We start from the raw sequence: 19182 nt of genomic DNA, 5'->3' as shown, positions 1-19182 counted from the left end.
TGTTGAACGAAGAAAGTTGAACGAAGAAACTTGTCGGTCACCGGCGCCCGCAAGTCACCCAGACCGTACGAGCGAGAGATATCCCGACGTGCCCCCGTACCTGCTAGGCCTGCGACTCGCCGGGCGACGCGTCGTCGTCGTCGGCGGCGGCCGGGTCGCCCAGCGCCGCGTGCCCGCGCTGCTGGCCGCCGGCGCCGAGGTCGTGCTGGTGTCCCCCGAGGTGACCGCGTCCCTGGAGGCGCTGATCGACGACGGCCGGGTCGCCTGGCACCGCCGCCCCTACCGCCGCGGCGACTGCGCCGGCGCCTGGCTCGTCCAGGCCGTGACCGACGACGCCAAGGTCAACGGGGAGGTCGTCGCGGAGGCCGAGTCCGCGCGGATCTGGTCCGTGCGGGCCGACGACGCCGAATCGTCCCCCGCCTGGACGCCCGCGAGCGGCCGCGCCGGGGACGCGACCGTCGGGGTGCTGCTCGGCGGCGACCCGCGCCGCGCCGCCGGCATCCGCGACGCCGTGGTGGACGGGCTGCGCGACGGCGCCCTCGAGTCGCGCGAGTCGCGGCGCAAGCCGGTGGGCGTGGCGCTCGTCGGCGGCGGCCCCGGCGACCCCGGGCTGATCACCGTGCGCGGGCGGCGGCTGCTCGGCATGGCCGACGTCGTCGTCACCGACCGGCTCGTCCCCGCCGAACTCCTGGACGAGCTGTCCGACGACGTCGAGGTCATCGACGCCGCGAAGATCCCCTACGGGCGGACGGTCACCCAGGAACGCATCAACGACCACCTCGTCGAGCAGGCGAAACGCGGCCGGTTCGTCGTCCGGCTCAAGGGCGGCGACCCGTTCGTGTTCGGGCGCGGCGGCGAGGAGGCGCTGCACTGCGCCCGGCACGGCGTCCCCGTGACGGTCGTTCCCGGGATCACCAGTGCCGTCGCCGTGCCGTCGTCCGCGGGCATCCCGGTCACCCACCGGGGCGTCGCCCAGGAGTTCCACGTGGTGTCCGCGCACGTCGCGCCGGACCACCCCGACTCCACGGTCGACTGGGCGGCCCTCGGCGCCGCCCACGGCACGCTCGTCCTGCTCATGGCGGTCGAGCGGATGCCGCTGATCGCCGAGACCCTCGTGCGCTATGGTCGAGCGTCCGACACGCCGGTCGCCGTGATCCAGGACGGCACCCGGCCCGGCCAGCGGACGGTCACGGCCACCCTCGCCACGGTGGCCGGTGAGATGGCCGCCGCCGGCGTCCGGCCCCCGGCGATCGTCGTGGTGGGCGACGTGGTGGCCGTGGGGCGCGAGATCGACATGATCAGAGCCGACGAACGATCCGACACTCCAGCCGACATGGGACGGGATCCGTGACACCCCCCGCAGAGCAGAGCGCGGTTCACGACGAGGAGGCGGGCACCGGCCCGGGGCCCGGCGAACGGGACTCCGCGGCGCCCGAGCGGCGGACGTCCGCGGGCGGCGCCGTGCCCGCCGGCCGCGCCGAACCGGACGCCGCGTCCGGTGCCGCCCCCGAGGACGACGCGAGCGAGAAGGACGACGGGAAGAAGGACGACGGGAAGAAGGGCAGGGGCAGGGCCAGGGGCAGGCACGCGCGCAAGGACGCGGACGAGGACGCGGACGCCGAGGAGGACGCCGAGCCCGCGCCCTCCGAGCCGTCCGGCACGTCCGAGGAGCCGGCCGGAGGCCGGGAGACCGGCGAATCCGCGGCGGAGGGCGGTGCGGAGCCCGCGCGGCGCGATCCCCGCGCCGGCGCCGGCACCGTCCGGCAAGGGGAGCTGATCCAGGCCCTGAAGACGCTCCGCGCTTCCCTCGGCTCGTTCGAGTTCGTCCTCGACCTGCCCGGCGCCGACGAGGCCAGGGAAGCCCGCGCCGACCTCCGCGCCCAGATCGAGGACTACGTCCTCCCGCGCATCCAGGCCGCCGGCACGCCGCTGCTGGTGGTCCTCGGCGGATCGACCGGCGCGGGCAAGTCGACGCTGGTCAACACGCTCGTCGGGTCCCGCGTCAGCGCCACCGGCGTGCTCCGCCCCACCACCAGCAGCCCGATCCTGGTCTGCCACCCCGACCACGCGGACTGGTTCCTGGAGGGGCCGCTGCTGCCCGGCATGGGCCGCGTCCGGGGGCCCGCGCCGGACGCGATCGCCGGCGACCAGCTCGTCGTCATCGCCAGCGAGGCGCTGCCGCCCGGCCTGGCCCTCCTCGACAGCCCCGACTTCGACTCCGTCTTCGAGGACCACTACGAGTTCGCCACCAAGCTGATGGCGGCCGCCGACCTGTGGCTGTGCGTCACCACCGCCGCCCGCTACGCCGACGCGATGGTGTGGCAGATGATCGACCGCGCGAAGGAGAACGGCGCCACGGTCGGCGTCGTGCTGTCGCGCGTCCCGCAGGGCTCCGCGGGCGCGGGCGCCGCCGAGGTCGTCGAGCACTTCGGCGAGATGCTGGCCGAGCACGGGGTCGGCGAGGCCCGCCGGTTCACCGTCCCCGAGACCCGCATCGAGGAGAGCCGCCTCCCCGAGGAGGCCGTCGCCGACGTCCGCGAATGGCTGACCGGCGTCGCCGCCGACACCTCCGGCCGTGAGATCGTCGTCGGCGACACCCTCGCCGCCGTCCTGGACAGCATCCGCGAGCGCGTGTCCGAGATCGGCGAGCACGTCGAGGCGCAGGCCGGGCAGCGCGCCGAGCTCGCCCGCGCCGTCGAGTCCGGCTACGGCACCGCCCTCGCCGAACTGGACGAGGCCACCCGCGACGGGTCCCTGCTGCGCGGCGAGGCGCTCGCCCGCTGGCAGGACTTCGCCGGGACGGGCGACCTCCTGCGTTCCCTCCACGTCCAGCGCACCCGCAAGGGGCGCGGCTCGAACCGGCGCCGGCGCAGCCCCACCCGTGTGCGCGCGCTCAAGGCCGCCCTGCGCAGCAGCCTGGAGTCACTGATCCTCGCCTCCGCCGAGCGAGGCGCCGAGCACGTCCTCGCCCTGTGGCGCGAGCACCCGGCGGGCGGCCCCGTCGTGTCCGGGCCCGCCGCCGAGATCGGCACCGCCTCCCCGGAACTCGCCCGCCGCGTCACCCGCGCCGTCAGCGCCTGGCAGGACCACGTCCAGGAGCTGATCCGCACCGAAGGGGTGACCAAGCGCTCGGTCGCCAAGCTGGTCTCGTTCGACACCGAGGCGGTCTCGCTCGTCCTGACCGTCGGGCTGCTCGGCCACGGCGCCGCGGGCGACGAGGGCGGCGCCGTCCCGCAGCGCCTGCTCAAGGCCCTGTTCGGCGCCGAGTCGCTCCGCGGCATGGGCGCCAAGGCGCGCGCCGACCTGCGCAGCCGCATCGGGATGCTGTTCGACGAGGAGGCGATCCGGTTCGGGCAGGTCCTCGACGCCGCCGGCATCCCCGACGAGACCGTCCCCGTCCAGCTCTACCAGGCCACCTACAACCTCGAGGTTGCCCGATGACGACATCGGCCGTCCCCGCGAACTCACCGGCGGGCTCTCCGGCCGGCACCGGCCCGATCCCCGTCCCGGCCGACGCCGTCGCGCCCCCCGCCGAGCCCGCGGCCGCCCCCGGTCTCACCGACCGCCTCGACGGCCTCGACCGGCTCGTCCGGGCGGGCACCGGACGGCTCGACCGGCCCCTCCTCGAGGACGCCGGGGCCCTCCTCGACCGCGCCGGGCAGCGGCTCAAGCTGTCCGGCGAGCACACCGTCGTGACCCTCGCGGGCGGGACCGGTAGCGGCAAGTCGTCCCTGTTCAACGCCATCTGCGGCCTCGAACTGTCCCCGCCGGGGATGCGCCGCCCGATGACCTCCAAGGCGCACGCGTGCGTCTGGGGCCTCGACGGCGCCGGCCCCCTCCTCGACTGGCTCGACGTCGACAAGAAGCACCGTTTCGCCCGCGCGGGCGCGACGGAACGCTCCGACGGCTCCCTGCAGGGACTCGTCCTGCTCGACCTGCCCGACCACGACTCGATCCAGGCGATGCACCGCGCCGAGGTCGACCGGTTCGTCACCGTCGCCGACCTCCTCGTCTGGGTCGTCGACCCGCAGAAGTACGCCGACGCGGCCCTGCACCGCAACTACATCATCCCGTTCGCCCGGCACACCGGCGTCACCCTGATCGTGCTGAACCAGGTCGACCGGCTCGGCCCCGCCGAGATCGACGACTGCGTCGCCGACCTGCGCCGCCTCCTCGAGGCCGAGGGCCTCGCCGACCCCCGCATCGTGACGTCGTCCGCCGTCGCCGAGGACGGTGTCACCGGCTTCCGCGACGTCCTCGTCGACACCGTCGCCGCCCGGCGCGCCCGCAGCGAGCGCCTGTCCACCGACGTCGACCGGATCGCCGAACGCTTCGCCGAGCATCGCGGGCCCGCCGAACCGCCCGCCACGATCGACGACGGCCGCCGCGCCGAGCTCGTCCAGGCGTTCGGCGACGCCGCCGGTGCCCCCGCGGTCGCCGAGGCCATGGAGAGCGCCTACGAGCTGCGCGCCGCCGACTTCATCGACTGGCCCGTCACCACGCTCGTCAACCGGCTCCGCTCCGACCCGCTGCGCCGGATGCGCCTCACCGAACTCCGCGAGGAACTCCGGGACGCGTTCACCGGCCCCGTCGGGGCCCAGCAGGGCGACGTGGACGTCGCACTCCAGGGCGTCGCGGAGGGCGTCGCCGCCGAACTGCCCGTGCACTGGGCCCGGTCCGTCCGGACGGCGGCCCGGTCCCGCGCCGCCGAGATCCCCGAGGCCCTCGGCGAGTCCCTCCGCGCGGCCCTCCCCAGCTTCAACCAGGTGCCCCGCTGGTGGTGGCTCGTCAAGACCTGGCAGTACTTCCTGGCCCTCGTCGCCGGCCTCGGCACCGTGTGGATCGCGGTCCTCGTCGGCTACGGCCTCATGGACGCCACCGCCCCCGGCCCCCTCGGCGACGCGGGCCTGATCCCCTACGTCGCCGTCCTCGTCCTGTGCACCCTCGGCATGGGCCGGCTCACCACGTCGGCCTGCCGCAACCTGGTGGCCCTCTCGTCCGCCAAGCACGGGGACAAGATGGAGGAGCACATGCGCGAGGGCATCGAACGGGTCGCGCGCGAGAAGGTCGTCGAGCCCGTCGAGGCGGACCTGCGCACCTACGCCGCCTTCCGCCACGACGTCACCCTCGCCCTCGGCCGCTGAACCGCCCTCGCCGATCCGGGTTATCCACAACCTCGGGTTCCCCTTTCGGTCGTCTCGCCGCCGCGTCAACGTGGAATCACGCGAACACCGGAGGTAACCGTGAACGAAGCGCACGTCACCGTCATCGGCTGGGCGGTCGCCGAACCCACGTACGTGGTCACGGCGAACGGCGTCCCGTTCCTCTCGCTGCGGATCGGCTGCACGCCCCGCCGCTACGACCGGGAGACCGGGGAGTGGATCGACCAGGAGACGCAGTTCATGAACGCCATCTGCCGCCGGACCCTCGCCGACAACGTGCAGGCCTCGCAGGTCGGCCGCGGCACCCCCGTCGTCGTCACCGGCCGTCTCCGCGTCCGCCAGTACGAACGCGACGGCCGGTGGCGCACCGCCGTCGACATCGAGGCGGCGACTTTGGGCCATGACCTCAATCGAGGCACCGCCGAGTTCACCCCCGCCCGCAGAGCGACCCTCACGGACAGGGAACCCAGAGCCGCCTGACCCTCCGGGCCACCGCCGGTCCGCGCCATCACGCGGAGGCGGGTGCCCGTGAAGGTCAGCAGCATGTGCCCTGCCGAAGGTACCTGTTTCACGCCCCTTCCGCACACCTTGCAACTATCGTGTTACACAATGTGATGCGTGTAAGGGGGAAGGATGACGGCAGTGCAGTCGTCCGCCGAGGACCGTGGTGGGGAACTGGCCCGCAGGCCTCGGCGCAGGACGATCGCGGGGCGTCCGTCCCTGCTCGTTGTGTACGTGCCCGTGGTCGTCGCCGCCCACGTGGCGCTCCTCGCCGCGGGGCTGGTCACGGCCTCCTGGCGTGCGGACGACCTGATGACGTTCGGGGCGCTGGTGGCCTGCGGGGCGGTGTGCATCGAGGCGACGCGCCGGCTGGGGATCCCGGCGGGCGTGGGGCGGGACCTGCTGTCGGCCTGGTGGCTGCCGGTGGCGCTGCTGCTGCCGCCGGTGTACGCGCTGCTGATGCCGATCCCGTTGCAGGCGCTGCTGCAGTTCCGGGTGCGGCGCACGCTGGTGTACCGGCGGGCGCTGGTGGCGTCGGCGCTGGCGCTGGCGGGTGCCTGCGCCTCGGTGGTGTTCCATCAGGTGGTCCCCGAACCGCTCGAGGGGGCGCGGTGGCTGGTGGAGGCGTGCCCGGAGGTGGCGGCGGCGGTCGGCTGCGCCGCGCTGTTCACCGTGGTCAACTCGGCGCTCGTCGCGGTCGCGGCGCACGCGGCCAACCCGCAGGCCCGCTGGCGTGACGTCCTGTGGAACCGCGAGATCCTGCTCCTCGACGTGGTGGAACTGTGCCTCGGCATCCTGGTCGTGGTGACCGCGGCGCTGACGCCGTGGCTGCTGCTCATGGCACTGCCCCCGGTGATGCTCCTGCAGCGCAGCCTGATGCACCAGCAGCTGCAGGCGGCGGCGCGGACGGACGCCAAGACGGGCCTGCTGAACGCCGCGGCCTGGCAGCGGGAGGCCGACACCGAGCTGTCTCGGGCGCACCGGACGCACACGGGACTGGCGCTGCTGCTGATCGACATCGACCACTTCAAGCGGGTCAACGACACCTACGGCCACCTGGTCGGCGACCAGGTCCTGGTCGGCGTCGCGAGCACGCTCTGCCACCAGCTGCGCGACTACGACGTCGTCGGCCGGTTCGGCGGCGAGGAGTTCGTGGTGCTCCTGCCGGGCGCCGACACGGTCGAGGCGTGCCGGGTGGCGGAGCGGCTGCGGGGCCGGATGAAGCGGCTGGCGGTCCCCGCGGAGGACGGAACGGTGGCGGTCACGGTGTCGATCGGCGTCGCGCTCTTCCACACCCACGGGGAGGATCTGATCGAGCTGCTCGCGGCGGCCGACCTCGCGCTCTACCGGGCGAAATCGTCCGGGCGCGACCGGGTGTGCCTTCCCGCCCTCGAGGGTCCCCGGGCCCCGGGGACCTGACGGCCGCCACCCGCTCGTCGGGACGGTCGATCCGGTGATGTCCGGGCGAGTGCGACCAAGCGGTGCCGCGGACCCTCTAGGCTTGAGAATTATGGCCGAGTACATCTACACGATGCAGCGTGTGCGCAAGGCACATGGCGACAAGGTCGTCCTGGACGACGTCACCCTGCATTTCCTTCCAGGCGCCAAGATCGGCGTCCTGGGGCCGAACGGCACCGGTAAGTCGACGCTGCTGCGGATGATGGCCGGTCTGGAACAGCCGTCGAACGGTGACGCGCGCCTCATGCCGGGCTTCACGGTCGGGATGCTGCAGCAGGAGCCGCCGCTCAACGAGGAGAAGACCGTTCTGGAGAACGTCGAGGAGGGCGTCGCCGAGACCAAGGCGATGCTCGACCGGTTCAACCAGATCGCCGAGCAGATGGCGACGGACTACACCGACGAGCTGATGGCGGAGATGGGCAAGCTGCAGGAGCAGCTGGACCACCGCAACGCCTGGGACCTCGACAGCCAGCTCGAGCAGGCGATGGACGCGCTGCGGTGCCCGTCCCCGGACGCCGAGGTGACCAAGCTGTCGGGTGGCGAGCGGCGCCGCGTCGCGCTCTGCAAGCTCCTGCTGGAGGCCCCCGACCTGCTGCTGCTGGACGAGCCCACCAACCATCTGGACGCCGAGAGCGTGCAGTGGCTCGAGCAGTTCCTCGCCAAGTACGAGGGCACCGTCCTCGCCGTCACCCACGACCGGTACTTCCTCGACAACGTCGCGACGTGGATCCTGGAGCTCGACCGGGGCCGCTGCTACCCCTACGAGGGCAACTACTCCGTCTACCTGGAGAAGAAGGCGGAGCGGCTCAAGGTCGAGGGCAACAAGGACGCCAAGCGCAAGAAGCGCCTGCAGGACGAGCTGGAGTGGGTCCGCTCGAACCCGAAGGCGCGGCAGACGAAGAGCAAGGCGCGCCTCGAGCGGTACGAGGAGATGGCCGCGGAGGCCGCGAAGACCCGCAAGCTGGACTTCGAGGAGATCCAGATCCCGCCGGGCCCGCGCCTGGGCAACACGGTGATCGTCTCCGACAAGCTGACCAAGGGCTTCGACGACCGGGTCCTGATGGACGAGCTGTCGTTCAACCTCCCCCCGAACGGCATCGTCGGGATCATCGGCCCGAACGGCGTCGGCAAGACCACGCTGTTCCGCATGATCGTCGGCCAGGAGCAGCCGGACGGCGGCGACATGCGGCTCGGCGACACGGTGAAGGTCTCCTACGTCGACCAGGGCCGCGGCGGCATCGACCCCAAGAAGACCGTGTGGCAGGTCGTGTCCGACGGGCTCGACCACATCAACGTCGGCCAGGTCGAGATGCCGTCCCGCGCCTACGTCGCGGCGTTCGGCTTCAAGGGCCCCGACCAGCAGAAGCCGTCGGGCGTCCTGTCGGGCGGCGAGCGCAACCGGCTGAACCTGGCGCTGACCCTCAAGCAGGGCGGCAACGTCCTGCTGCTGGACGAGCCGACCAACGACCTCGACACCGAGACCCTGTCGAGCCTGGAGAACGCGCTGCTGGAGTTCCCCGGCTGCGCCGTGATCACCTCGCACGACCGGTGGTTCCTGGACCGCATCGCCACCCACATCCTCGCGTGGGAGGGCGGCTCGAGCTGGTTCTGGTACGAGGGCAACTTCGCCGACTACGAGAAGAACAAGATCGAGCGGCTCGGCGCCGACGCGGCCCGCCCGCACCGCGTCACGCACCGCAAGCTGACCCGCGACTAGCCGGACCGGCGGCTCGCGAGACGGCCGCCGCCACGCCCGTGCGCGTGGCGGCGGCCGTTTTTGTCACGTCCCGCAGTACGAGGGCGCGATGGGCCGCGGGTAGCATCGGGCCCGTTCGACCGACCCCCCAGAAACCCCAGGCGAGGACATGACGGCACCCCACCCGCCCGCGGCCGAGTACCGGCACGTCTACGAGTTCAAGCTCCGCTTCGGGGACATCGACTCGCAAGGGCACGTGAACAACGTCAAGTTCCTCGGCTACCTGGAGGACGCGCGGCTGGAGATGCTGCACGGCGACCCGGTGCGCAAGGGCGAGGAACCCGTCCGCGGCATGGTGATCTCGCGGCACGAGATCGACTACAAGCTGCCGCTGCTGCCGACCGTGTACCCGATCCGGGTCGAGACGTGGGTGACCGAGGCCCGCGCGGCGTCGTTCAAGCTCGCCTACGAGGTCCGGGACGACGACAACGTCTACGCCGAGGCCACCTCGACGCTCGTCGCGTTCGACGTCAAGGCCAACCGGCTGCGCAGGTTCACCCCCTACGAGCGCGAGTTCATCGGCCGGTACCTGGCCCCGCGCCCCTGACACGTCCGGGCAGGTGCGCATGCGCGACGGCCTGGGATTTCGCGGAAGCTGATCTCGCGGTGCCGCACTCCGGCCCACCTCCTGCGTCTTCTTTCCGCCCTTCCACGGGAAAGTTCGGAACGTGCCCGCATGACACCGGGTGATCACGGATAAGTAACGAGCGGCGCAGTAATCCGTTTTTGCCCGGGTTTTCGCTCTAGTGTCGCGACGCAAATGTGGCGAACCCACGTGGAAAGGGACACAATGCGGCGCGTCTCACAAGGGGCGGTGGCGCTGGTGCTCGCCGCGGGTCTGGCCGGATCCGGCCTCACCGCGGCACAGGCGGCGACCACGCAGGCGGTCACGGCGCGAGCGGGCGACATCGCCGCCCGGCTCGGCGCGATCCCGGGCATGGAGGTGACGGAGAAGCCCTCGACGATCCCGGGGCAGCGGTGGTTCTGGCTGACCTACCGCCAGCCGGTCGATCACCGGAAGCCGCGGGGGCGGTGGTTCGAGCAGCGGATCATGCTCCAGCACGTCTCGACCGACCGGCCGACGGTCTTCTACACCAGCGGCTACCACACGCCCGAGGTCATGTTCACCGCCGAGCCCACCGCGCTGGTGGACGGCAACCAGATCTCGATGGAGTACCGGTACTTCACCCCGTCGCGGCCGGAGCCCGCGGACTGGCGCAAGGACACGATCTGGCAGGCCGCGACCGACCAGCACCGCATCATCGAGGCCCTCGAGGACGTCTACTCGGGCAGGTGGATCACGACGGGGGCCAGCAAGGGCGGCATGACGGCCGTCTACCACAAGCGGTTCTACCCGGACGACGTGGACGGCAGCGTCGTGTACGTGGCGCCGAACGACGTGCGGAACCGGGAGGACCGGGCCTACGACCGGTTCTTCGAGGAGGTCGGGAGCCCGGAGTGCAACGCGCACGTGAAGGCGCTCGCCCGGGAGTTCCTCGAGCGGCGGCCGGCGATGCTCGAGCGGTTCGCGGCGGCCGCGGCGGAGAACGGCTGGACGTTCGAGATCCTGCGGACGCCCGACCGGGCGTTCGAGAACTCGGTGATGGACTTCGAGTGGGCGTTCTGGCAGTACAGCCTGGAGCCGGACTGCGTGGAGCTGCCCGCGCCGACCGCCTCGGACGACGAGATCTACGCGGCGCTCGACACCGTGTCGGGGCTGTCGTTCTACACCGACCAGGGGCTCGAGCCGTACATCCCGTACTACTACCAGGCCGGGACGCAGCTGGGCTGGCCCAAGCCGGAGTTCCGCAACCTGCGCCCGCTGCTGCGGCACGAGTCGAGCTACCAGCCGCGCACGTACGTCCCGCGCGACATCCCGATGCGGTTCGACCACGGACGGGCGATGCGCGACATCGACCGCTGGGTGCGGCGGAACGCCGAGCACATGCTGTTCGTGTACGGCGAGAACGACCCGTGGGGCGCCGAGTCGTTCCGGCTCGGCCGCGGTGCCCGTGACTCCGACGTGTACGTGGCGCCCGGGCAGAACCACAGCGCCCGGCTGATCGCCGAGCTGCCGGCCGAGCAGAAGGCCGACGCGGAGTCGGACGTGCGGCGCTGGGCGGGCGTCCAGGACGAGCCGCGCACGCTGCGGTCCGGCCCGCCCGCCGACGACCCGCTGCAGATGCAGCGGCCGCGGCTCTAGCCGTCCGGGGCCGTCCGCGTCCGGTGCGGGCGGCCCCCACAGGCCGCATCGGGTGCTCCGCGCCGCGTCGAGCGCGACGGTGTCCCCGCTATGTGGGGGCGTTCACCATGGAGTTCGCGGCCATCGTGAAGTAGTCCCAGAGCATCTTCTCCAGCTCCGGGGGCAGTTCGAGCTCGTCCACCGCGGCGCGCATGTGCCGCAGCCACGCGTCCCGCTCGGCCAGGCCGATGACGAACGGGACGTGCCGCATCCGCAGCCGCGGATGCCCGCGCCGTTCGCTGTAGGTGCCCGGCCCGCCCCAGTACTGGATGAGGAACAGCCGCAGCCGCTCCTCGGCGGGTCCGAGATCCTCCTCGGGGTACATGGCCCGCAGTTCGGGGTCGCCGGCCACACCCTGGTAGAAGCGGTGGACCAGCCGGCGGAAGGTCTCCTCGCCGCCGACCGCCTCGTAGAAGGTCACCTTTTCCGTCATAGCGCCCCCCACCCTATGCGAGACGGGCCCGCCCGCGATGCCCCGCCGCCACCTTGATCACACGACTTCACCGGCCGGCCGGAAAGCCCGGCCGGGCGAACGCGCCCCGCGGGTCCGCGGCCACCGCGCCGTTCCGGCCGCGGGCACCACGGGACGCGCCCGGTCTCAGCAGCGGCTCGGCGGCCGCTCTCCCGCGGGCACCGGCGCGCGGCGCTCGCACGCCGCCGGCTCCCGGTGCTCGCGGACGGGTGGGTGAACGGTCTCGGGGGCCGCCGGGCCCGGCGGGGGCGGTGCGAGCGGCTGCAGGACGTGCGCCAGCTTGCGCGCGGCGGCGTCCGGGTCGCCCACGCGGACCATCCGCTCGCCCCAGGACCACCAGTAGTAGTGGTCGCGGCCGCCGGGGACCGGGGCGCACGTGACGTCCTCGGCGAGGCTCGCGGCATCCGGGTTCACCACGCGCAGGAACGCCGGCCCGGAGCGGGTCCGGACGACGCGGGCGACGAGACCGCGCGTGCCGAGCTCGCACTCCAGCTCCTGCAGGTAGCCGACGCGTTCGTCGCTGACCACTCCGCACCCCTTCCCCTCCGTGCGCCGCCGCGGGAGGTCCCGCGCCGCGCCGCGCCCGCCCGGCCGATCGATCGACTCTGCGGATCCGGTCCGTTACTCCCGGCGAGAATTGCAATTCTCACACTGCCGGGTCAAGGGGCGGCGCGCACGGCGAAGTACAGAGGTTCCACCCGCTGGGGGAAGGTTCCTATCCGGCGGAGGAAGATTCTCTACCCTGGGTGGTGAGGATCACCCCACGGTCTTACCCGTTATCGGGAAAAGCTTGGCCGCCCCTGCCCCCAGAGTTACGCTGCGTGCGCGAGAGATTATCTCTCGTGGCCAATTGGTTGCCGGTCGCTGTGGCAGGGACGATCGCCTCTCCCCGGGGTGACGAACGTGTCGGCAGGACGGTGAGGAGGCCGGAGGCGATGTCGGAACCCCCCCGGAAAGAGACGGACGTCGCGCGCCGGATCCGCGCGCACGGCCTCGCCCGCGGGCGCGGCGCCGCGCAGATCGCACGCGAGATCCACGAGCAGTGCGCACCGCTGTTCGGCACGAGCCGCGTCAAGGCGCACCGGCTCGCCCACGGGGTCGCGCTGTCCGACATCGTCGCCCAGGTCAAGGCGCTCTACGAGATCGACGGCAAGCCGCTGCCCCGGCTGGGGGAGACGCTGCTTTCGGCCTACGAGAGCGGCTACAAACGACCGGGCCCCGAGTACCTCCACTACCTCTGCGCCGTCTACCGGGTCGAACCCCAGGAGCTGGACTACCAGGGTCCCTGTATCTGCGGCCGCGGCCACGGCGCCCGTGCGGGCACGTCCGCCGCGGTGGCCCCGCCGCGCGTGCCCGACCGGCCCGCGGTGGTCCGGGAACCCGACACCCGTCCGCTCGTCGGGGCGATCGTGCCCGGTGCCGGGGACCCGCCCTGGCCCGCCGGCAACGACCTCCGGGGCCCCGACCGCGCCGACGGCCCCCTGAACATTGATGTGGGAGAGGAGGACATCGTGCTCCGCAGAACCCTTCTGCAACTGCTGGCCGGTGCGGGCGTGCCGCTCGACGGCCAGATCCTCGGAACGGTCGACAGCCTGCGCCGCAAGATGGACGACACCCTCGTCGGCGCGACCGTTTCGCCGACCATGCTCGACCAGTGGGAGGAGACCACCTACGGGTACGGCCGCCAGTACCAGGCGACGCCGTCCCTGCGGATGCTGTGCGACGTGCTGCTGGACTTCAGCGAGGTGCGGCGCATGTGCGACCAGCGGCAGCCCGTGGAGCTGCAGGAACGGCTGTGCCGGATCGCGGCGCAGCTGTCCGGGCTGTCCGGGCTGATCATGATCAACCTGGGCGACCACCGGCTGGCCCGCTCGTTCTTCCGGACGGCCCGGACCGCGGCCGACGAGACCGGCGACCGGCAGCTGCGCGCCTGGGTGACGGTCCGCGAGTCGCTCGTTCCGATGTACTACGGCGACCCGCGGGAGGCCCTCCACCTGGCCCGCAAGGCGCAGGACCTCGCCGGCCGCACGCCCGGGGTGGCCGCCGCGATGGCGCCCGCCGTGGAGGCGCGCGCGCTCGGCATGCTGGCGATGCGCGGCCGCGGGGACGCCGCGCCGAGCGCCCGCCGCGCCCTGGTGCGCGGACGCTCGGTGTTCGACCAGCTGTCCAAGACCGACACCGGCGACCTGGTGTTCGGCTTCACCGACCGGCAGATGGCGTTCTACGAGGGCGACACCTTCACCAGCCTCGGCGACCACCGGCAGGGCGACGAGGTGCTGAGCCACGCGCTCACCCTGTACGAGCCCACCGACCGCGTCGACCGGACGCTCGTCCGGCTCGACCGCGCCATCTGCAGGCTGCACGCCGGTGAACCGGAGGCGGCGCTCGCCGCCGGGCAGGAGGCCATCCTCGACCTGCCCGCCGACCACCGGTCCGACATCCTCGTGCACCGCGCGCGGCAGATCGGCGCGGCCGTCGCCGCCGAGCACGGCGGCGACGCGCCCGGTCTGCGGGACTTCTACGAGGCCCTCGCCGGCCCGTGGGTGACGAGCCCCGCGCAGAACACCCCGTCCGTCCCCCGGCCGAACAGGTCTGACCCTCCCCATGACGACCTCGGACGGCGCCCGCTGGCAGGGCGCCCGCGCTCTCGTCCGCGTCGCGGACGAGCCCCCCGAATGGCGCTTCGGCGAACTGCGCCTGCGCCGCTACCACGCCACCGACCACGGCGTCGTCCTCGCCCTGCACCGCGAGGGCCTCGCCCAGGTGGGCCTGCGCCCCGGCGACGGCGTCTACTACGACCACGACTTCTTCCGGATGGAGGACATCTACCTCCGCAACGACGGCGAGTTCCTCGTCGGCGAGCTCGACGGCGCCATCGTCGCCATGGGCGGCCTGCGCCGCGCCGACCTCGTGCCCGGCGGGCACGCCCGCGCCTTCGGCGGCTTCTCGCTCGGCGGCACCGCGCTCGACGCCGTCGAGATGGTGCGGCTGCGGGTGCTGCCCGCGCTGCAGCGCCGCGGCTACGGCGCCGCCGTGGTCACCGCCCTCGAGCAGCGCGCCGCCGACCTCGGCTACCGGATCCTGCGCGCCGACACCACCGAGCTGCAGGAGCCCGCACTCGCCCTCTACCGCCGTTTCGGGTGGACGGAGACGCGCCGCGAGACGATCGGCGGCATCGTCAACATCTACATCGAGAAACTCCTGCGCTAGGGGCGCTCAGCGCGGTGGCAGCGTCCCGCCCACCGCCTGCATGAGCGGGTAGCGGCGCTGCTTGACGCGGGTGTAGCCGCGCTCGGTGAGCGCCCGGGTGACCTCGCGGTCGCCGAAGACGGTGTAGCCGGTGGCGCGGCGCAGCAGCGCGACGCCGGCGCGGGACGCGGGCAGCCCCAGGCGGCGCGAGGTGAGGACCGTCAGCCGCCCGCCCGGCTTGAGGACGCGGGTCATCGAGTCGACCGCCCGCCACGGGTCGTCGAACAGGTACAGGGCGCCGAAGCAGCAGACGGCGTCGAAGGCGGCGTCGCGGAACGGCAGGTCGACGGCGTCCCCGCGCACGTACCGCACCTCGGGCCGCACCTCGGGGCCGGACGTGTCGGCGACGGCGCGGCCGAGCATGGTGGCGGAGGCGTCGACACCGACGACGAGGCCGCCGTCGCCGACGCCCGCCGCGAGCGCGCGCGTCACGTTGCCCGGCCCGCACGCGACGTCCAGCACCGTCGCGGCCGGCCGGTCCGCGGCGCCCGGCCGGCCGAGGCCGAGCCAGGCGCGGGTCATCGCCTGCTCGGCGGCGGTGCCGGGGCCGATCGGCCAGCCCTTGGCGATGTTGAAGCCGATCGGCCGCCACACCTTCTCGTAGATCTGCGGGAGGAACGTCGATTCCATCACCGACTGGGCGAGGGACGGCGCCCGCTCCTCCTCGGGGTCGAGCAGGTCGAGGTAGCCCGCCGAGGTGTCCGGCGCGGCGGGCGGATCCCGCAGGAGGTCGAGGACGCGGTCGTGCACGGTCGTTGCACTCACCCCACTATTAGATCACCCGTCAAAAGTGAGGCCCGTCTGGGCCGCGATGAACGAGAGCGTGTCGGTCGTCAGGTCCACCGACCGCGACACCGACCGGGCCGAATGCCCGACCTCCGCCTCGTCGCGCAGCAGGACCGGGAGGTCGGACGCCGTCGCGTGCTGCAGCGCCGCGCACAGCTTGCGGGCGTGCAGCGGGTCGACGCGGGTGTCGCTGCCGAACGTCGTGAACAGCGTCGCCGGGTAGGCGGTCCCGGGGTGGACGTGGTGGTAGGGGGAGTAGCCGATCAGCCAGCCGAACTCCTCGGGGTCGTCGGCCGTCCCGTACTCGTCGTTCCAGGTCTGGCCGAGCCCGAACCGCTCGTACCGGACCATGTCCAGCAGCGGCGCCGAGCACACGACCGCCCGGTAGAGGTCTGGACGCTGCGTCAGCGCGGCCCCGACGAGCAGCCCGCCGTTCGACCCGCCCGAGATCGCGAGCCGGTCGGAGGTCGTGAGGCCGTCGGCGACGAGCTTCTCGGCGGCGGCGTGGAAGTCGTCGAACACGTTCTGCTTGCGCTCACGCATCCCCGCGCGGTGCCACTCCTCGCCTTCCTCGGATCCGCCCCGCAGGTTCGCGATCGCGTACACACCCCCCGCCTCCACCCAGGCGAGGATGCTCGCCGAGTACGCCGGGGTGAGCGAGATGTTGAACCCGCCGTACCCGTACAGGATCGCGGGACGCGCCCCCGACGCGTCCGGACGGGAGATCACGAGCATCCGCACGTCCGTGCCGTCCCGCGAGGGGTAGACGACCTGGCGGGCCTCGATCTCCGGCACCTCGACGCTTCCGGGCGCGGTCGCCCAGGTCGTGGTCTCGCCGGTGCGGGCGTCGTAGCGCAGGACGGCGGAGGGCGTGACGTTGTCGGTGTAGCCGAACCACGCCTCGTGGCCGCCCTCCGGCCGCTCCACGATCCCGCCGATCGAGCCGAGGCCCGGCGTGGGCACCTGGCCGAGCCGCTCGCCGGTCTCCAGGTCGTGCACGGTGATCTCGCTGATCGCGTGCCGCGTCCAGCCGACCAGGAGCTTGGGACGTTCCAGCCCGTCCGTCCCGTCGAGGATCGCGAAGTCGCTCAGCACGGCCTCGGGGTCCTCGGGGATCAGATCCGTCCAGCCCGCGGGCGACGGGTCCGCCGGATCGGCGACGCAGAGCCGGCCGCGCGGGGCGTCGCGGTCGGTGAAGACGTACGCGCGCCCGTCCCGCCCGACGTGCAGGCCCGTCTCGGCGTCCACGCCCTCCTGGACGGCGCGCAGCGCGGGCCGCTCGGGCGCCGAGGCGGCCAGGTCGGCGATCCACAGGTCGTTGCGGGGCGCGGTGCCCTGCGAGGACGAGACCGTGAGCCAGCGGCCGTCGCGGCTGACGCCGACGCCGTAGTAGTTGGTCTTGTCGCGGCCCTCGCCGAAGATCAGCACGTCGTCGGTGTCGGGCTCGGTGCCGACGCGGTGCAGGTAGACGCGCCGGTGGTACTGCTCCTCGCCCTCGGGGACGTCCCGGGCGTGCAGGCGGCGCGTGTAGTAGTACGCCTCGCCGCCGGGCAGCCACGCGACGGACGAGTAGCGGGCGCGGTCGATCGGCCCCTCGATCGTCTCGCCGGACTCGACGTCCATGACGTACAGCAGCGACTCCTCGTCCCCGCCCTGGGAGATCTTGTAGGCGAGGCGGCGGCCCTCCTTGTCGGGCTGCCAGCCGTCGAGCGTGGTGGTGCCGTCCGGGTCGAGCGCCGTCGGGTCGATGAGGACGCGCTCGGCGCCGTCCGGGCCCGCCGTGTAGAGGACGGGATGCTCCTGGTCCGCGGTGCGCCGGGTGAAGAACCGCCGGTCGCCGCGCCAGATCGGGGAGCCGACGCTGCCGGCGCCCAGCAGCTCGCGCAGCCGCCGCCGCAGCACGTCCCGCCCGGGGAGATCGTCGACGACCTTGTGGAAGAGCTCGTCCTGCGCGGAGAGCCACTCGCGGGTGTCGTCGTCGTCGACGTCCTCGAGCCAGCGGTAGGGATCGGCGACCCGGTGGCCGTGGATCTCCTCGACGATGTCCTCGCGGTGCGCGGGCGGATACGGCGTCATGGGATGCACTGTATTTGCCGCCGGGGAGTGCCCGCCTCCCGCCTCTCCGGACGGACGAGGTGGGCTTTTGCGTTCGATCTGACCCATAGATGGGAATTATTGGGGTAGCCGAACGGGCCTCGCACAGGCCACACTGAGGGTGTCGGTTCGCCCCGGAGGAGGTCCTCATGGCGGGTTCGCAGGTGCCGGAGAGCATATTCCGGCCTCGGCGGGACGTGCGCGCAGCCGCGCCCGCCGAGGCGATACCGGACGCGACGGAGGCCGTCTGATGCGACAGGTCCTCCTCCTGAACGCGACGTACGAACCGCTCACGACGCTCCCGCTCCGCCGGGCGGTCTGCCTCGTGCTCCGGGAGAAGGCCGAGATCGTCCATCACGACGTCACCGGCGCGGTGCTGCACTCGGCCACGATGGCCGTCGAGGTGCCGTCCGTCATCCGCCTCCGCCGCTACGTGCGGATCCCGTTCCGCACCCGCGTCCCGCTGACCCGCGCCGCGCTCATGCGCCGCGACAACTTCCGCTGCGTGTACTGCGGCCGCCGCGCCGAGACGATCGACCACGTCCATCCCCGCAGCCGCGGCGGGCCCCACTCGTGGGAGAACTGCGTGGCGTCCTGCACGACGTGCAACCACCGCAAGGCGGACCGGCTGCTGGACGAACTGGGCTGGACGCTGCCGGAGGCGCCGGGCGTCCCGCGCGGCGCGCACTGGCGGCTGATCGGCATCGTCCACGACGGCGACCCCCAGTGGGCCCCGTACGTGACCGAGCCCGCCGCCTGACCGGGCCCGCGGCACCTCCCGGGCGTGACCGGAGCGGCCGCGTGACCTTATATTTGAGGCGTGCCACGCTATGACTACCGCTGCCGCGCCTGCGGGTCGACCTTCGAGGTCTCGCGGCCCATGATCAACGCGTCCGACCCGGCGCCGTGCCCGGACGGCCACGACGACACCGTCAAGCTGCTGTCGACGGTCGCGGTGACCGGTTCGGCCCGCGGCGGCGCACCGCAGCCCCCGCCGTCCGCCGGTGGCGGCGGCGGTTGCTGCGGCGGAGGCTGCTGCTCCTGACGGCCGCTCACCCGGCCTGCGCGGCCGCGGCCTCCTGGGCGGCGCGCATGGCGCGGCCGGTGGCGGCGGCGTCGTAGCCCGCCGGGACGCCCTGCAGCAGGACGGCCGTGCCCGCCATGTTGTCCGTCCGCATCCGGACGATCGCCTGGTAGGCGTCCGACGCGAACCAGGCGCGTGCGCTCTCGATGTCGGGGAACTCGATGAGGACGTACCCGCCCTCGAACGGGCCCTCCATCACCTCGGCGTCCGTGGCGTGCACGAGGAAACGGCCGCCGAACGGGTCCATCGTGCCCTGGATGCGCTCGATGTAGGTGAAGACGTCGTCGTGCAGGGGCGCCTGCGGGTACAGGTGGGCGAGGGCGTAGGCGGTCATGGCGATCTCCCTGAGAGGCGGAGCCGGGGGCCCGGTCGGGCACC

Annotated in this window: 17 protein-coding genes; 11 read left to right on the top strand and 6 right to left on the bottom strand. The window is 72.9% G+C overall.

Translation table 11 applies throughout. From position 1 onward, the window contains the following. Window positions 1-88 precede the first annotated feature (88 nt). From cobA to F7P10_RS08615, 8 genes are all read left to right on the top strand, one after another. Complete coding sequence (gene cobA / locus F7P10_RS08650) at window positions 89-1351, top strand: uroporphyrinogen-III C-methyltransferase (RefSeq protein ID WP_151008874.1); 1263 nt, start codon at window positions 89-91, stop codon at window positions 1349-1351. After that, on the top strand, window positions 1348-3441 hold the full coding sequence (locus F7P10_RS08645) for an AAA family ATPase (RefSeq protein ID WP_254716495.1): 2094 nt from the start codon (window positions 1348-1350) through the stop codon (window positions 3439-3441). The genes cobA and F7P10_RS08645 overlap by 4 nt, the downstream gene beginning before the upstream one ends. Then, window positions 3438-5144, top strand: coding sequence for an ABC transporter (locus tag F7P10_RS08640; RefSeq protein ID WP_254716494.1), 1707 nt, complete (start codon window positions 3438-3440; stop codon window positions 5142-5144). Before F7P10_RS08645 ends, F7P10_RS08640 begins: the two co-directional genes overlap by 4 nt. A 99-nt stretch (window positions 5145-5243) precedes the next feature. Further along, entirely contained in the window at window positions 5244-5642 is a 399-nt protein-coding gene (locus F7P10_RS08635) for a single-stranded DNA-binding protein (RefSeq protein ID WP_151008873.1), read from the top strand. 153 nt (window positions 5643-5795) lie between these two features. Beyond that, window positions 5796-7082, top strand: coding sequence for a GGDEF domain-containing protein (locus F7P10_RS08630; RefSeq protein ID WP_151008872.1), 1287 nt, complete (start codon window positions 5796-5798; stop codon window positions 7080-7082). Between the two features lie 91 nt (window positions 7083-7173). Beyond that, window positions 7174-8838 carry an energy-dependent translational throttle protein EttA gene (gene ettA / locus F7P10_RS08625; protein WP_151008871.1) on the top strand — a complete coding sequence of 555 codons (1665 nt, stop codon included), beginning with the start codon at window positions 7174-7176 and terminating at the stop codon, window positions 8836-8838. Window positions 8839-8986: 148 nt separating this feature from the next. Beyond that, a complete protein-coding gene (locus tag F7P10_RS08620; RefSeq protein WP_151008870.1) occupies window positions 8987-9424 on the top strand; it encodes a thioesterase family protein in 438 nt (145 codons plus the stop codon). A gap of 267 nt (window positions 9425-9691) precedes the next feature. Next, window positions 9692-11080, top strand: coding sequence for a S28 family serine protease (locus F7P10_RS08615; protein ID WP_254716493.1), 1389 nt, complete (start codon window positions 9692-9694; stop codon window positions 11078-11080). 88 nt (window positions 11081-11168) lie between these two features. Here F7P10_RS08615 and F7P10_RS08610 read toward each other — a convergent pair whose 3' ends face one another. From F7P10_RS08610 to F7P10_RS42110, 3 genes are all read right to left on the bottom strand, one after another. After that, a complete protein-coding gene (locus F7P10_RS08610; protein WP_151008868.1) occupies window positions 11169-11552 on the bottom strand; it encodes a globin in 384 nt (127 codons plus the stop codon). A 165-nt stretch (window positions 11553-11717) separates the two neighbouring features. Beyond that, window positions 11718-12119, bottom strand: coding sequence for a hypothetical protein (locus F7P10_RS08605; protein WP_254716492.1), 402 nt, complete (start codon window positions 12117-12119; stop codon window positions 11718-11720). 305 nt (window positions 12120-12424) lie between these two features. Next, the gene (locus F7P10_RS42110; protein WP_176611359.1) at window positions 12425-14080 is read right to left on the bottom strand and encodes a hypothetical protein; all 1656 of its coding nucleotides are present in this window, start codon (window positions 14078-14080) and stop codon (window positions 12425-12427) included. A gap of 115 nt (window positions 14081-14195) precedes the next feature. Between F7P10_RS42110 and F7P10_RS08595 the strand changes: the two genes are divergently transcribed. Then, window positions 14196-14801: a GNAT family N-acetyltransferase gene (locus F7P10_RS08595; protein ID WP_151008867.1), complete on the top strand. Its 606-nt coding sequence runs from the start codon at window positions 14196-14198 to the stop codon at window positions 14799-14801. A gap of 6 nt (window positions 14802-14807) precedes the next feature. Here F7P10_RS08595 and F7P10_RS08590 read toward each other — a convergent pair whose 3' ends face one another. Together F7P10_RS08590 and F7P10_RS08585 are read right to left on the bottom strand one after the other, a co-directional pair. Further along, window positions 14808-15605: a class I SAM-dependent methyltransferase gene (locus tag F7P10_RS08590; protein ID WP_254716491.1), complete on the bottom strand. Its 798-nt coding sequence runs from the start codon at window positions 15603-15605 to the stop codon at window positions 14808-14810. Between the two features lie 12 nt (window positions 15606-15617). Further along, window positions 15618-17702 (bottom strand): prolyl oligopeptidase family protein, encoded by a 2085-nt coding sequence (locus F7P10_RS08585; RefSeq protein WP_151008866.1) that lies wholly within the window; start codon window positions 17700-17702, stop codon window positions 15618-15620. A 268-nt stretch (window positions 17703-17970) separates the two neighbouring features. Between F7P10_RS08585 and F7P10_RS08580 the strand changes: the two genes are divergently transcribed. Together F7P10_RS08580 and F7P10_RS08575 are read left to right on the top strand one after the other, a co-directional pair. Next, window positions 17971-18480 carry an HNH endonuclease gene (locus F7P10_RS08580; protein WP_151008865.1) on the top strand — a complete coding sequence of 170 codons (510 nt, stop codon included), beginning with the start codon at window positions 17971-17973 and terminating at the stop codon, window positions 18478-18480. Between the two features lie 60 nt (window positions 18481-18540). Continuing rightward, the gene (locus tag F7P10_RS08575) at window positions 18541-18765 is read left to right on the top strand and encodes a zinc ribbon domain-containing protein (protein WP_151008864.1); all 225 of its coding nucleotides are present in this window, start codon (window positions 18541-18543) and stop codon (window positions 18763-18765) included. A 7-nt stretch (window positions 18766-18772) separates the two neighbouring features. Here F7P10_RS08575 and F7P10_RS08570 read toward each other — a convergent pair whose 3' ends face one another. Further along, the gene (locus tag F7P10_RS08570) at window positions 18773-19138 is read right to left on the bottom strand and encodes a DUF1330 domain-containing protein (RefSeq protein ID WP_151008863.1); all 366 of its coding nucleotides are present in this window, start codon (window positions 19136-19138) and stop codon (window positions 18773-18775) included. Window positions 19139-19182 lie beyond the last annotated feature (44 nt).

Origin of the sequence: Actinomadura sp. WMMB 499 (genome assembly GCF_008824145.1) — a bacterium.
Taxonomy (GTDB): domain Bacteria; phylum Actinomycetota; class Actinomycetes; order Streptosporangiales; family Streptosporangiaceae; genus Spirillospora.
The sequence above is the reverse complement of the archived record's forward strand: the minus strand, read 5'-3'. Positions and strand labels throughout refer to the sequence as shown.

Excerpts from the sequence above, each read along its gene's own strand:
- F7P10_RS08640 (WP_254716494.1), top strand. The coding sequence starts at position 3,438 with ATGACGACATCGGCCGTCCCCGCGAACTCACCGGCGGGCTCTCCGGCC.
- F7P10_RS08630 (WP_151008872.1), top strand. The coding sequence starts at position 5,796 with ATGACGGCAGTGCAGTCGTCCGCCGAGGACCGTGGTGGGGAACTGGCC.
- ettA (WP_151008871.1), top strand. The coding sequence starts at position 7,174 with ATGGCCGAGTACATCTACACGATGCAGCGTGTGCGCAAGGCACATGGC.
- F7P10_RS08620 (WP_151008870.1), top strand. The coding sequence starts at position 8,987 with ATGACGGCACCCCACCCGCCCGCGGCCGAGTACCGGCACGTCTACGAG.
- F7P10_RS08610 (WP_151008868.1), bottom strand. The coding sequence starts at position 11,552 with ATGACGGAAAAGGTGACCTTCTACGAGGCGGTCGGCGGCGAGGAGACC.
- F7P10_RS08595 (WP_151008867.1), top strand. The coding sequence starts at position 14,196 with ATGACGACCTCGGACGGCGCCCGCTGGCAGGGCGCCCGCGCTCTCGTC.
- F7P10_RS08585 (WP_151008866.1), bottom strand. The coding sequence starts at position 17,702 with ATGACGCCGTATCCGCCCGCGCACCGCGAGGACATCGTCGAGGAGATC.
- F7P10_RS08580 (WP_151008865.1), top strand. The coding sequence starts at position 17,971 with ATGCGACAGGTCCTCCTCCTGAACGCGACGTACGAACCGCTCACGACG.
- F7P10_RS08570 (WP_151008863.1), bottom strand. The coding sequence starts at position 19,138 with ATGACCGCCTACGCCCTCGCCCACCTGTACCCGCAGGCGCCCCTGCAC.